Source organism: Exiguobacterium sp. BG5(2022) (genome assembly GCF_031844365.1).
Taxonomy (GTDB): domain Bacteria; phylum Bacillota; class Bacilli; order Exiguobacteriales; family Exiguobacteriaceae; genus Exiguobacterium; species Exiguobacterium profundum.
On record NZ_JAUZVB010000001.1, the window covers coordinates 32,764 to 45,031 of the forward strand.

The 12,268-nt window shown below is 48.3% G+C and carries 13 protein-coding genes; 11 read left to right on the top strand and 2 right to left on the bottom strand.

Annotation, left to right across the window (positions count from 1 at the left end):
• Nucleotides 1–25: 25 nt before the first annotated feature.
• Nucleotides 26–277, bottom strand: coding sequence for a GlsB/YeaQ/YmgE family stress response membrane protein (locus Q9R25_RS00230; RefSeq protein WP_047795606.1), 252 nt, complete (start codon nucleotides 275–277; stop codon nucleotides 26–28).
• Nucleotides 278–446: 169 nt separating this feature from the next.
• Here Q9R25_RS00230 and Q9R25_RS00235 point away from each other — a divergent pair, with 169 nt between their 5' ends.
• Both Q9R25_RS00235 and Q9R25_RS00240 read left to right on the top strand, forming a co-directional pair.
• A complete protein-coding gene (locus tag Q9R25_RS00235) occupies nucleotides 447–1,184 on the top strand; it encodes an ABC transporter ATP-binding protein (protein ID WP_159563614.1) in 738 nt (245 codons plus the stop codon).
• Nucleotides 1,181–2,314, top strand: coding sequence for an ABC transporter permease (locus Q9R25_RS00240; RefSeq protein WP_214691237.1), 1,134 nt, complete (start codon nucleotides 1,181–1,183; stop codon nucleotides 2,312–2,314). Before Q9R25_RS00235 ends, Q9R25_RS00240 begins: the two co-directional genes overlap by 4 nt.
• A 44-nt stretch (nucleotides 2,315–2,358) precedes the next feature.
• Here Q9R25_RS00240 and Q9R25_RS00245 read toward each other — a convergent pair whose 3' ends face one another.
• Nucleotides 2,359–3,663, bottom strand: coding sequence for an ammonium transporter (locus tag Q9R25_RS00245; RefSeq protein ID WP_251125220.1), 1,305 nt, complete (start codon nucleotides 3,661–3,663; stop codon nucleotides 2,359–2,361).
• A 120-nt stretch (nucleotides 3,664–3,783) separates the two neighbouring features.
• Between Q9R25_RS00245 and Q9R25_RS00250 the strand changes: the two genes are divergently transcribed.
• From Q9R25_RS00250 to Q9R25_RS00290, 9 genes are all read left to right on the top strand, one after another.
• Entirely contained in the window at nucleotides 3,784–4,089 is a 306-nt protein-coding gene (locus tag Q9R25_RS00250) for a MerR family transcriptional regulator (protein WP_031421197.1), read from the top strand.
• Nucleotides 4,090–4,205: 116 nt separating this feature from the next.
• On the top strand, nucleotides 4,206–5,255 hold the full coding sequence (hemE, locus tag Q9R25_RS00255) for a uroporphyrinogen decarboxylase (RefSeq protein ID WP_015880943.1): 1,050 nt from the start codon (nucleotides 4,206–4,208) through the stop codon (nucleotides 5,253–5,255).
• Nucleotides 5,252–6,181 (top strand): ferrochelatase, encoded by a 930-nt coding sequence (gene hemH / locus Q9R25_RS00260; protein WP_311282657.1) that lies wholly within the window; start codon nucleotides 5,252–5,254, stop codon nucleotides 6,179–6,181. The genes hemE and hemH overlap by 4 nt, the downstream gene beginning before the upstream one ends.
• The gene (gene hemG / locus Q9R25_RS00265) at nucleotides 6,174–7,559 is read left to right on the top strand and encodes a protoporphyrinogen oxidase (RefSeq protein WP_311282658.1); all 1,386 of its coding nucleotides are present in this window, start codon (nucleotides 6,174–6,176) and stop codon (nucleotides 7,557–7,559) included. Before hemH ends, hemG begins: the two co-directional genes overlap by 8 nt.
• Before the next feature lie 87 nt (nucleotides 7,560–7,646).
• Nucleotides 7,647–8,534 (top strand): Cof-type HAD-IIB family hydrolase, encoded by an 888-nt coding sequence (locus tag Q9R25_RS00270; RefSeq protein ID WP_311282659.1) that lies wholly within the window; start codon nucleotides 7,647–7,649, stop codon nucleotides 8,532–8,534.
• Nucleotides 8,535–8,605: 71 nt separating this feature from the next.
• Nucleotides 8,606–9,595: a lipoate--protein ligase gene (gene lplA, locus Q9R25_RS00275; protein ID WP_311282660.1), complete on the top strand. Its 990-nt coding sequence runs from the start codon at nucleotides 8,606–8,608 to the stop codon at nucleotides 9,593–9,595.
• Nucleotides 9,596–9,742: 147 nt separating this feature from the next.
• Nucleotides 9,743–10,216 carry a PTS sugar transporter subunit IIA gene (locus tag Q9R25_RS00280; protein ID WP_214817679.1) on the top strand — a complete coding sequence of 158 codons (474 nt, stop codon included), beginning with the start codon at nucleotides 9,743–9,745 and terminating at the stop codon, nucleotides 10,214–10,216.
• A 100-nt stretch (nucleotides 10,217–10,316) separates the two neighbouring features.
• The gene (locus Q9R25_RS00285; protein ID WP_311282661.1) at nucleotides 10,317–11,864 is read left to right on the top strand and encodes a long-chain-fatty-acid--CoA ligase; all 1,548 of its coding nucleotides are present in this window, start codon (nucleotides 10,317–10,319) and stop codon (nucleotides 11,862–11,864) included.
• A 91-nt stretch (nucleotides 11,865–11,955) separates the two neighbouring features.
• Nucleotides 11,956–12,258 carry a metal-sensitive transcriptional regulator gene (locus Q9R25_RS00290; protein WP_015880950.1) on the top strand — a complete coding sequence of 101 codons (303 nt, stop codon included), beginning with the start codon at nucleotides 11,956–11,958 and terminating at the stop codon, nucleotides 12,256–12,258.
• The last annotated feature ends 10 nt before the right edge of the window (nucleotides 12,259–12,268 follow it).

The following is a 12,268-nucleotide window of genomic DNA, read 5'->3' on the forward strand; positions in this document are numbered from 1 at the left end:
ATGGAAGCCCCTCCGATACATAATCTTATTTTTTACGCATTGATTTCATAACGAACGATACAATCAAGATTAGGATAATCGCACCGATAAGAGCTGGGATAATCGCGATATCCGCAACGATTGGTCCGAAGTTACCAAAGATAAGTCCACCCAACCATGCACCGATAATCCCCGCAATGATGTTACCAATGATTCCACCTGGTACGTCCTTACCTAAAATTAATCCTGCTAACCAACCGATGATACCCCCGATAATCAAATAAAGAATAAACCCCATCATTCATTTCTCCTTCCTCTTTTTGCCCATTGTTCTTTACAACGATTTTGTGGAACAATGGAAGTATTGATGTTTATTTTAAAATGCCTTACAGTTCAGATTATTCCCATGTGACAACATTTAAAACATATACCACGAAAAAAAGATGAAAATGAAAGGTGTGGTTTTCATGCTGCACGTCGATCGATTGAACGGCGGATATCTCGGTAAACAAGTTTTGCATGACATTTCGTTTGAAGTAAAAAAAGGGGAGCTCGTTGGGTTGATAGGGCTAAATGGAGCTGGAAAATCGACGACGATCAAACACATTTTGGGGTTATTGTCACCCCTCTCCGGAAAAATCGAAATTGATGGTGAGACATTAAATTCTTCTGAAAAGAACTATCGTAAAAAAGTAAGTTACATACCGGAAACACCGATATTGTATGAGACGTTAACCTTGCAAGAACATATTGAATTAATGGGGAAGGCGTACGATGTGAATCCGGAAGAGTTGGCTGCGCGTACGAAACGTTTGGCAAAAGAGATGCGAATGGAAAAACAACTCGCCTGGTTCCCTTCCGTCTTTTCAAAAGGGATGCGTCAAAAAGCGATGATCTTGTGTGCGCTCGTGACGAAAACGCCGCTCTTGATTGTTGATGAACCATTTGTCGGTCTCGACCCACTAGCGATTCGTCAATTGCTTCAGTTGTTTGATGAATATAAACAAGACTGTGCGATTTTAATGTCCACCCATATCCTCGAAACGGCAGAGCGGCACTGCGACCGATTCGTCTTCCTCCATCAAGGAGTCGTCATCGCAAGCGGAACAGCGGCGGAGTTGCGTGACGTGTATCGATTGTCACCTGATGCGACACTTGATGACATATATGTAGAAGCAATCGCGTCGGAGGAACGGTCGTCATGAATCGATTTACAGCAAGGCTCGGGACCTGGATGGAAGAGGTCGTCAAGTACAGTCGCTACGTTGCAAACGGGGGACTGCTGTTCACGCTCTATTTCACCTTGATTTACGGGGCGTTCGTCTACAATAGCTTCTTAGAACGAATCGATGGGACATTCCCCGGGACGTGGATTGCTGCGGCGGTCCTTTTAATCATGCCGCTCGGTCATCGCCCGCGAACATTCGTCCAGGAGGCGGATCAAGTGTTTTTACTTCCAGAGTTAGGAGATATTCGTTCCTATATGATCGGGGTGCGTTTGTTTAATCTTGTTTTTGCTGCACTACGTGGATTGCTCTTCCTGCTCGTTTTACTTCCGCTCCTCGTACGGACAGAGAGTTATTCGAGTATTGAAGTATTATCCTTCGTCGTGACGATGGTCATGTTGTCAGCTGCAGGTCGGTTGGCAAAAGTGGAAGGAGTGCGCGAATGGACAATCCTGCCGTTTGCACTTGGAAGTGGTGTCTTGTTATTGATGAATTGGACACAGTGGGCATGGATCCCCGCATTCGCTCCCTTCATTCTCTTGCATCTGAAGCGTAATGAGCGGATTCCGCTTCTCCATTGGTTGTCACTCGAAGAGAAGAGTCGGGCACAATTTGAACGGGTGATCAGCTGGTTCGTCGATTTGCCGACCTTGAAAGAAGAGGTTCGAGAGCGCCGGCTATTGACTCGGCTTCTAGAAAATCGGGTCCTACGGCGCGTGGACGCTTCACGTTACGTGTACGGACTTCGTATTCTCCGTTCGAACGACTCACTTGATTTAATTCTGCGTTTGACCGTAGTGGCGCTCATTGTCATGTGGATGTCGGGAGGATGGTACGTCGGCTTGGTTACGCCACTCTTTGTAGGCTTGACCGCGTTACAGCTCGTTCCTTTATTTAAACGGTTAGAAGCGATTTCCATTGTTTCCTGGCTACCGATTACACGCGATGAGCGAATCGCAGGGTATTCGTGGTGGGCGATGCGACTGCTCGTCATCCAGTCCGTCGCTCTAGTGATTGCATCTGTCGCTTTCGGTGCCACATGGGATGCGGCGGTCGGGTTGGTCTTGTCTATCTTGGTCACACGCTATTACTTAAGTCGATTAAAATAAAAAGAAGGACATCCTGTGCGGGATGTCCTTCTCACGTGATTAGATTATTTTTTAGGTGACATGACGGATACGCTCGAACCGAGAATCTTCGGGAGGCGTCCTGGTTTCTCAGTTGCTTCTTCGACTTCACCGTATGCTGATACACCATGTTCTGCGATGTCGAGGCCGACATCTTCTTGTTCTTCTGTGACACGGAGTCCGATTGTGACGTCGAGAAGTTTCAAGAAGGCATAACTTCCACCACCGGCGATGACCATCGCGATCAATACACCGAGTGTCTGCACACCGAGCTGTGTCAATCCGCCACCGTAGAAGAGTCCAGCAGAACCGATCCCTGTAATCTCAACGAGTCGAGGAGATGCGAAGAAACCGAGTGCGAGTGTTCCGATGATCCCAGCGACTCCGTGTACGGAGAAGGCGCAGAGCGGGTCATCCACATACTTCGCCATCAAGATGCTCGTTCCGTATGTTGCAACAGATGCGAGTGCACCGATGACGACAGCTGCCCACGGTTCGACGAACGCGCATGCTGCCGTGATGGCAACGAGTGCTCCGAGTACTCCGTTCACGATTGTCGGGATATCTGCCGTCTTCCGATGGAGCATGACGATTGCAAGAGCACCGAGTGCACCGGCTGCTGTGGCGAGCATTGTTGTCAACGCGACGTAACCGAAGAATCCGTCAGCGACCGACATCGTCGAACCGGCGTTGAATCCGAACCAGCAAAGCCAAAGCACGAGTCCACCGACGACCGTCAACACGTGGTTATGACCAGCGAGTGATTCCGTCTTCCGACGTGGTTTCAAGATGATTGTCGCCATGAGCGCTGCCATCCCACCTTGAAGATGAACGACCGCTGATCCGGCGAAGTCTTGCATCCCCATCGATCCAAGCATCCCGCCAGCCCATACTGAGCGAGCGACGATTGGGTAGAGGATGGCAACGAAGAAGATACCGAACAGAACGTAGGCAGAAAGCTTAGCCCGTTCCGCAAATCCACCCCACGCGATGGCAAGGGAAACTGCAACGAATGATAACTGGAATAAGAATTTAATGTCGATGGAGACGTTCGCCCAGTCGAGACTTGTGAATGATCCGCTTAAGAAGAATCCTTCTGTCCCAAACCAAGTCGTCCCGTCACCGAACGAGAGACCGAACCCGACCGCCCAAAAAGCGAGTGCCGCCACAGAGAGGCTGATAATTTGTTTGACCGCGACGTGACCGGCGTTCTTCGCCCGAAGCGTCCCTGTCTCGAGTAATCCGAAACCTAATTGCATCGTCAATACGAGCAATGCAGCGATGAGTACATACAGCGTGTCCATATAATAGAGAATGTCTTCCATGTTCATGCCCTCCTTTTTCTTAGGTGCTTTCCAAAAGTTGACTTCAGTGTAAAACGAAAAATTCATGCTGGATTGCATTTTGTCAGATTATCTGACATAGTTTTTTTATTAAGGAGGCGAGGCTGAATGGACTATAAATCGAAGAAAGTGATCGGGATTGGCGTTGTGACTGAATTGACGGGACTTTCGGAGCGTCAAGTCCGGTATTATGAAGCAAAAGGTCTCGTCTTTCCGGAACGGACAAAAGGTGGTTCACGTAAATATTCTTTCCATGACGTGGAACGTTTGGTCGAAGTGGCGACTAAACTAGAGGATGGATGGCGAATTCAAGATATTAAGGAACGAGAACGACGATTGTCGACAAAACAGCGTGATGATTTGATTCGAGGTCAATTGAATTCTGCCTTCCGAACATTTCCGACAAAAAAATGACACAAAGAAAACACAATGAAAATGCTTCACATTAGCATAATTCTAATTAATTTCTGTATAATGTTTTTGAGTTCACAAACACGAGAATAAAGAGTGTAGGAGAAATTTAGAGGGGAATGACGCGACGTATGAACGATACTATTTTAAAAGCGTTTAAAGGAGAGGCGACAGACTATGTACCTGTGTGGTATATGCGCCAAGCCGGACGCTACCAACCGGAATATCGAGAGATTAAAAAGACGAGGTCACTATTCGAGATCACGCATGATCCTGAACTTTGTGCATATGTCACGGAACTTCCGGTGAAACAACTCGGAGTCGACGCGGCCATTCTATATAAGGACATTATGACGCCACTTCCGTCTATGGGAGTCGATGTCGAGATCAAGAGCGGGATTGGACCGGTCATCGACAATCCGTATCGAACGATGGAAGATGTGGAACGTTTGAAACCGTTAAACCCGGAAGATATCTCATACGTCTTTGACACGATTCGTCTACTACGGGAACGACTAGAAGTTCCGCTTATCGGCTTCTCAGGCGCACCGTTCACATTGGCGAGCTATATGATCGAAGGGGGACCGTCGCGGAACTACCATCGTACGAAAGCACTCATGTATGCAGAACCGGATGTATGGAATGCATTGATGGAAAAACTCGGCGACATGGTCATCACGTATGCGAAGGCGCAAGCGGATGCCGGCATTCAAGCGTTCCAATTGTTTGATTCGTGGGTCGGGACGCTCAGCCGCAAAGATTATGCACGTTACATCAAACCGACGACGGAGCGTATCTTTAAAGAACTACGTTCACTCGACATTCCGCTCATCATGCACGGTGTCGGAGCGAGTCATCAAATCGAGGAATGGCACGACCTTCCCCTTGATGTGGTCGGACTTGACTGGCGTCTGTCAGTACAGGAAGCACGGGACCGTGGCATCACAAAGGCGGTTCAAGGAAACTTAGACCCGTCGTTCTTGTTAGCTCCATGGCCGGTCATCGAAGAGAAGGTAAAGGAAATTTTAGATGAAGGAATGAAACAGCCAGGTTACGTCTTCAACTTGGGACATGGGGTGTTCCCTGAAGTCGACCCGGCCGTACTCGTCAAATTGACGGCATTCATTCACGATTATTCACGCGAAAAAATGGGAGGCAACGAATCATGAAAACAGTCGGACTACTTGTCATGGCGTACGGCACACCGTACAGACCGGAAGATATCGAGCGGTATTACACGCACATTCGCTACGGACGCAAACCGTCACCGGAAGCACTTCAAGATTTAACGGAACGCTACGAGGCGATTGGTGGCGTATCTCCACTCGCGAAAATTACAATCGATCAAGCAGAGACGCTTCGTGACATCTTGAACGAGCGTCATGTGGGTGAGATCGAGTTCAAACTGTATATCGGACTAAAACATATCGAACCGTTCGTAGAAGATGCGGTCGCGCAAATGGCGAACGACGGCATTAAAGAGGCGGTATCGGTTGTCTTAGCACCTCATTACTCATCATACAGCGTCAAATCATACAACGGACGTGCCCATGAAGAGGCCGCGAAGTATGGCATCGACATTCGTTCGGTAGAGTCGTGGTATGATGAGCCGAAGTTTATCAAATGGTGGGCGAATGCGATTAACGATACGTATGCGTCATTGCCTGTACCGGCTGAAAAGACATGTCTCATCGTTTCAGCGCATAGTCTTCCTGAGAAAATCTTGGCTGGTGGCGACCCGTATCCGGATCAGTTGAAAGAAACAGCTGATAAAATTGCCATTGAAACAGGCGTCCCGCATTATGAGATTGGTTGGCAGTCAGAAGGAAATACGCCGGACCCATGGATCGGACCGGATGTTCAGGATTTGACGGCTGAACTTTATGAAAAGCATGGCTACGAGGCGTTCGTCTATACGCCGGTTGGCTTTGTTGCAGATCATCTCGAAGTATTGTTCGATAACGACGTCGAGTGTAAAGTTGTCTGTGACCGCCTCGGTGTTCACTACGCACGCCCAGCTATGCCAAATGCAGAGCGAAGCTTCATCGAAGCCATCGCGGATCGAATGGAAAGCGTGATTGTGCATCATGCGTAAATTCACGATTGTCGGTGGTGGGATCACAGGTCTCACCGCCGCTTTTTATGCGGAGCGTTATTTGCCGGAAGACGTGACCATCACGTTGCTCGAGGCGACCGATCGCCTCGGAGGAAAGATTGATACGTATGAGACGGGCGAGTTTGCGGTGGAGCGTGGTCCGGACTCGTATGTCTTTCGTAAGACTGCGATGACGGAATTGATTGAAGACGTCGGCTTAGGCGATGAACTTGTCCGCAATGGAGTCGGTCAGGCTTACGTCCTTCATCATGACGGGCTCCATCCGATTCCGAAGCAGACAGTGATGGGGATCCCGCTCGACGTCAATGCGTTTCGTGAAACGACGTTGCTTTCGGAAGAAGAGCACGAGGACTTGAAACAGATGTTGCTGTCACCACCGAATGTAAAAGCACCTGATTCGGACGTTTCACTCGGTCTGTACCTTCGTGAGCGTGTCGGAGATCCGATTGTCGATCGATTGATTGAACCGTTACTCTCCGGTATCTATGCCGGAGACATCGATCAAATGAGTGCGATGTCGACATTCCCACAGTTCATCGAGGGAGAAAAGAAATACGGCAACTTGTATGAAGGGATGCGACACTTACGTCCTGAACAACGAGTCGCGGAAGTCGGGGCGAAGAAGGTTGGTCAGTTCGCCTCGTTGAAACGTGGACTCAAATCACTGACGGACCGCTTGGCAGAACGGTTGGACCGAACTGAAATCGTATTAAACTGTTCCGTTGAACAAGTATCCGAGCGTGAGGACGGGTACCGCCTCTTCACGAATCGCGGAGATATCGACACGGACCATCTCGTGTTGACGGTCCCACCGCGTCTCATACGTCAGTTCCTCCCGAAAGTCGATAGTGACTTCTTAGCGGATATGAAGCCGCATGCGACGGCGACGTGCTCACTTGTCTTCAAAAAAGAAGATATTGAGCTTCCTTTTGTCGGGACAGGGTTCGTGACGAGTCAAGAAGCGGATGTGACGATCACAGCATGTACGTTCATCGACCAGAAATGGCCACATGCCGTGCCGGAAGGATATCATGTCCTTCGCGTCTTTTTAGGTCGCCCGGGGGCAGATGAAATTGTCGAAGCATCCGATGAAGAAATCATCGAGACAGCATTACACGATCTTCAAGGCCTGATGCGCATCCATCGTGAGCCGATTCAAACCGTCGTCAGTCGACTTCGTGATGGACTGCCTCCTTATGCGGTCTTTCATGCGGACCGTGTCAAAGCACTCCGGGCCGAGATGAGCCGGGTATACCCAGGCGTCATTCTCGCCGGAATCGCCTATGACGGGATTGGGATGCCGGACTGTGTGAAGAGTGTGCGGGAACAAGTGAAAGCATTGCGTGAAAAAAATTGAGATTTGATGAAGGGAGGGTTCGGATTGTTCCGAATCCCTCTCTTTTTGTTATAGTAAGAAGCGAAAGAGAAAAAGGAGTGATGGAAGATGGCAACGTATAAACTTTTTGTATCAGACATGGACGGTACGATTTTGCACAACCACACCAAAATCGCGGATGAGACAGCAGAGATTGTTCGTGAAGCAGAGGCAGCAGGGATTCACTTTGCGATTGCGACGGGGCGCAACTATGTGAATGCGAAACAGATTTTAGACGAGGTCGGACTTTCTTGCCCGATTGTCTCGTCGAATGGGGGACGTGTGCTCGACACGTCGGGAGAAGTCCTTCACGAAATCGATTTGACGATTGAAGAGGCGCTTCAAGTCATCGATGTCCTTCATCAAGATGACAAGTATGCGGACGTTTTTTACGAAATGTACACAGAAGCGGGACTCGTGGCGAGCCGAGGCGATTTGATTGAAGCATCGATGAAAAACTTGAAAGCGAATGGTGACGACCGCTCGCTCGAGATGTACGAATTCTTTAAGAATCGCTACTACGTTAATGAAGATGTCAAAATTGTTGATGACATTGAGAACTTTATCCGAGAAGAAGCGGGACGTGTCTACAAGTTCATCGCTTTCTCGAGCCATCTTGAGAAAATGAACGGACTTTGGAAAGAAATCGAAGACCAAGTCGAAGGGGTGTATGTCACGTCTTCAGGCAATGATAACATCGAAGTGATGGCACACGGTGCAGATAAAGGGAACGGTGTGACAAAACTTGCCGAACATTATGGTATCGATTTATCCGAAGTCGTCGTCATCGGGGATAACTTGAATGACGTGCCGATGTTCAAAGTGGCCGGAAAAGGAATTGCAATGGGCAATAGCCACGAAGACTTGATTGCCATCAGTGACCATGTCACTGAGCGTCATGATGAGTATGGTGTGGCGAAAGCATTGAAGCGCGTGATGACAGGTGAGTGGAAGTAAAAGATTTGTCGAGAACTCGTCTCGTTTCATATAATACGAGTAACGAACATCCGACTAGGAGGAAATAAACTGTGAAATTTATTTTTAATCCGGATATCCGCGACCCGAAGATCAACTTGGCGGTTGAAGAGTATATCCTTAAACATCTGAACGTCGACCATGAAGATTACTTCTTGTTCTATATCAACGGTCCGTCCATCATCATTGGGAAAAACCAAAACACATCAGAAGAAGTCAACTTGAAGTACATCGAAGAGAATGGCATCGATGTCGTTCGACGTCTCTCAGGTGGTGGTGCTGTCTATCACGATGAAGGAAACTTGAACTTCAGCTTCATCACAAAAGACGATGGCAACTCGTTCAACAACTATAAGAAGTTCACACAACCGATTGTGGATGCGCTTCGTAACCTCGGTGTCGAGGCAGAGCTGACAGGTCGTAACGACATTCAGATTGGTGAGCGTAAAATTAGCGGGAACGCCCAATTCACGACGCGTGGACGCATGTTCAGCCACGGGACGCTCATGTTCAACTCGAACATCGAAGAGGTCGTGAACTCGCTTAACGTCTCGGAAGAGAAAATGCGTTCAAAAGGAATCAAGTCCGTTCGTAGCCGTGTGGCGAACATTACTGAATTTTTAGAGCGTGAGATGGAGATGGAACATTTCGTCGAGGCGCTCCTCCATTCGATTTATGATGGAGAACAACCGGAACGCTATGTGCTTCGTGACGAGGATTGGGAAATCGTCCATGATATCTCGAAAGAACGCTATGCGAACTGGGACTGGAACTTTGGTAAGTCGCCGAAGTTCGATGTTGAGTCGAAACGTCGTTTCCCAATCGGGACGATCGATGTCCGCTTGAACGTCAACAAAGGAACGATCACAGAAGCGAAAATTTATGGAGATTTCTTTGGTGTCGGTGACATCCAAGACGTCGAGCAAGCGCTCGTTGGGACGCGTTTCGAACGTGCGGCCATCCGTGAGCAATTGATGAAACTCGATTTGAAACATTACTTCGGAAATGTCGAGCTCGAGGAATTAGTCGATTTGATTAGTTAAGTTAGTCATGGCGGTCTCTACGGAGGTCGCCTTTTTTTGGCAGTTTCGTGAACGATGATCATACGGATTGCACCTCGATAGGAGAAGGCGTATCATAATTTGTGCAAGCGCTTTCGTAGCGGCTGATTAAAAATAGGAGGAATCACTATGTATCGAAGGCTCAGTGAATGGATGGACCCGAGTCGGATGTGGGTGACAGAACAATCGACATTTGAACGTGCGATGATGGCGGTAGGTCTTGAATTAGAACGAAAAGGCATGGTCAGTTCTTCATTTACGCGAGTCGTTCTCGATCAAGAATCGATTATTCCTTCCGGGGTAAGTGATGTCGCTGTGCCGGTTGCGGTCATTGATGTTCCAATCTCTATAGCGAAACGAGATGGCATTTCCCTGCTTCACCTGTTGAACTCGTGTGAAGTAAAAACCATCACGGGAGAAACGATTCAAGCGAAAGCGATTTTATTGATTACGGCTACGAATGAATCAAAAAAACAGAGCTATCATAAACTGATTGATGATTTGCTCATGGATGATGAATCTCTTCAAGCGCTCGTCCATGTGAAAAGTCGAGCCGGATTGTTCCACTTGCAGACGAACTTTTTGGAAGCGTTTTCTTATTGAAACATTTCATGTACAATAGAAGTAATTGAAAAGAGCGCGGACAACGTGCTCTTTTTTATGGCTCAAAAGTGAATCATCATTCATTTAAAGGGGGATTACCATGGCAAACTTAGTCAAGTCACTACAAGAAGTAGTGATTGCTCACCCGCAGAAAGCAGCGTATGTGTTTGGGGAAGACACGGTGAGTTACGGACAGTTTTATGGGCAAGTCAAGGCGATGGCGTCGACGCTTGAGCAAAAAGGGATTGGACAAGGCGATCACGTCGCTCTCGTTCTCGGAAACAGTCCTGCGTTCCTGATTGCATATTTCGCAGTGTTGTCACGTGGAGGGGTCGTCATTCCGATCAACCCTACATACACGCCTGATGAAATGGCCTACATTCTACTTGATGGGGATGTAAAGGGAATCGTTGGCTTATCACCGCTCGTCGCGCAGGCGGAAGCGGCACTCACGATGTTGCCTCACTTAAAACTCGTGATTTCCGTTCCATATGCCGATGTTCCAGCATTGAAGCGGGAAGGGACGATTGAATTCATCCCATTCGCAGAAGCGTTTGCCGAAACAGAAGGAACGTTCATCGAAGTCGACGAGGATGAAGTTGCCGTCATCCTCTATACGAGTGGGACGACCGGAAAACCGAAAGGGGCTCTGCTCACGCATCGAAACTTGTTCTCAAACGCACATTCAATCGGAGAGTATTTAGACATCACTCCAGAGGATAAGGCATTGGCGGCATTGCCGATGTTCCACGTCTTCTGTTTGACGGTCATCGTCAATGCACCACTCCTTCGAGGGGCGACGATTGTCATCTTACCGAAGTTCTCACCACAAGATGTGTTCGATCTAGTACCAAAGCACCGTGTGACGTTATTTGCCGGTGTGCCGACGATGTACAATTTCTTGTTACAGACGGCAATGAAAGTACCGGCCTACACGTCTGCATTGAAGCATGTTCGCGTGTTCGTCTCAGGCGGAGCAAGCTTACCGGTTCAATTGCTCGAGTCGTTTGAGCAGATGTTCGAGTGCAAGATTCTTGAAGGATACGGTCTGTCGGAGGCGTCACCGGTCACCTGCTTCAACCCGCTCCATGGCGAGCGTAAAGCCGGGTCAATCGGCCCTTCCATCGTTCATGTCGAAAATAAAGTCGTCGACGAGCTTGGGGAAGAAGTCGGCGTCGGTGAAGTCGGAGAGTTGATTGTACGAGGACCGAACGTCATGAAAGGGTATTACAAATTACCGGAAGAAACGATGATGACACTTCGGGACGGATGGCTCTATACGGGCGATTTGGCTCGACGTGACGAGGATGGTTACTTCTATATCGTCGACCGGAAGAAGGATATGGTCATCGTCGGGGGATATAACGTATACCCTCGTGAGGTAGAGGAAGTATTGTATCAACATCCGGATATCGTCGAAGCTGCCGTCATCGGTGTACCGGATGCGGAGCAAGGAGAAGCGGTGAAGGCATTCGTTGTCACGAAACATGACGGTGTCACGAAAGAAGAGATCCGTGCATATACACAAACAAAGTTAGCGAAATATAAGCAGCCGACTTATATTGAGATTATCGAGGAACTTCCGCGAAACACGACTGGAAAGATTTTACGAACGGTCTTGAAGAGCGAAGCGTTTCAAAATAGTTGAGTAGAGAGGGGCGACTACGAGTCGTTCCTTTTTTATCTTTTCGTTTGACACTGTTACGGGGTAGGGGTATATTAGTGGTGAGGTGATCAACATGGATGAATTTATGCATGACCAACCACTCGTTCCGCGTGATGATGCCGAACGGGAGGCACTCGGGAAACGTCTAAAACGAATCGAAGGACAAGTCCGAGGGATTCAAAAAATGGTCGAGAACGACCGCTATTGTGTCGATATTTTGACACAGACGTCAGCCATTCAGGCCGCTCTGAAGCAAGTCGAGATGCAACTGTTAGAACGTCATATGCGCAAGTGTTTGGTTCACGCAAGCGAGACGGAAAACATGGAACCTTACATTGATGAGTTGATGACAATCGTCAGCCGCATCAAAAAATAAGGAGGGATGT

Excerpts from the sequence above, each read along its gene's own strand:
- Q9R25_RS00250 (WP_031421197.1), top strand. The coding sequence starts at position 3,784 with ATGGACTATAAATCGAAGAAAGTGATCGGGATTGGCGTTGTGACTGAA.
- Q9R25_RS00290 (WP_015880950.1), top strand. The coding sequence starts at position 11,956 with ATGGATGAATTTATGCATGACCAACCACTCGTTCCGCGTGATGATGCC.
- Q9R25_RS00285 (WP_311282661.1), top strand. The coding sequence starts at position 10,317 with ATGGCAAACTTAGTCAAGTCACTACAAGAAGTAGTGATTGCTCACCCG.
- hemH (WP_311282657.1), top strand. The coding sequence starts at position 5,252 with ATGAAAACAGTCGGACTACTTGTCATGGCGTACGGCACACCGTACAGA.
- Q9R25_RS00270 (WP_311282659.1), top strand. The coding sequence starts at position 7,647 with ATGGCAACGTATAAACTTTTTGTATCAGACATGGACGGTACGATTTTG.
- Q9R25_RS00235 (WP_159563614.1), top strand. The coding sequence starts at position 447 with ATGCTGCACGTCGATCGATTGAACGGCGGATATCTCGGTAAACAAGTT.
- Q9R25_RS00240 (WP_214691237.1), top strand. The coding sequence starts at position 1,181 with ATGAATCGATTTACAGCAAGGCTCGGGACCTGGATGGAAGAGGTCGTC.
- Q9R25_RS00230 (WP_047795606.1), bottom strand. The coding sequence starts at position 277 with ATGGGGTTTATTCTTTATTTGATTATCGGGGGTATCATCGGTTGGTTA.
- hemE (WP_015880943.1), top strand. The coding sequence starts at position 4,206 with ATGACGCGACGTATGAACGATACTATTTTAAAAGCGTTTAAAGGAGAG.
- Q9R25_RS00245 (WP_251125220.1), bottom strand. The coding sequence starts at position 3,663 with ATGAACATGGAAGACATTCTCTATTATATGGACACGCTGTATGTACTC.
- hemG (WP_311282658.1), top strand. The coding sequence starts at position 6,174 with ATGCGTAAATTCACGATTGTCGGTGGTGGGATCACAGGTCTCACCGCC.
- Q9R25_RS00280 (WP_214817679.1), top strand. The coding sequence starts at position 9,743 with ATGTATCGAAGGCTCAGTGAATGGATGGACCCGAGTCGGATGTGGGTG.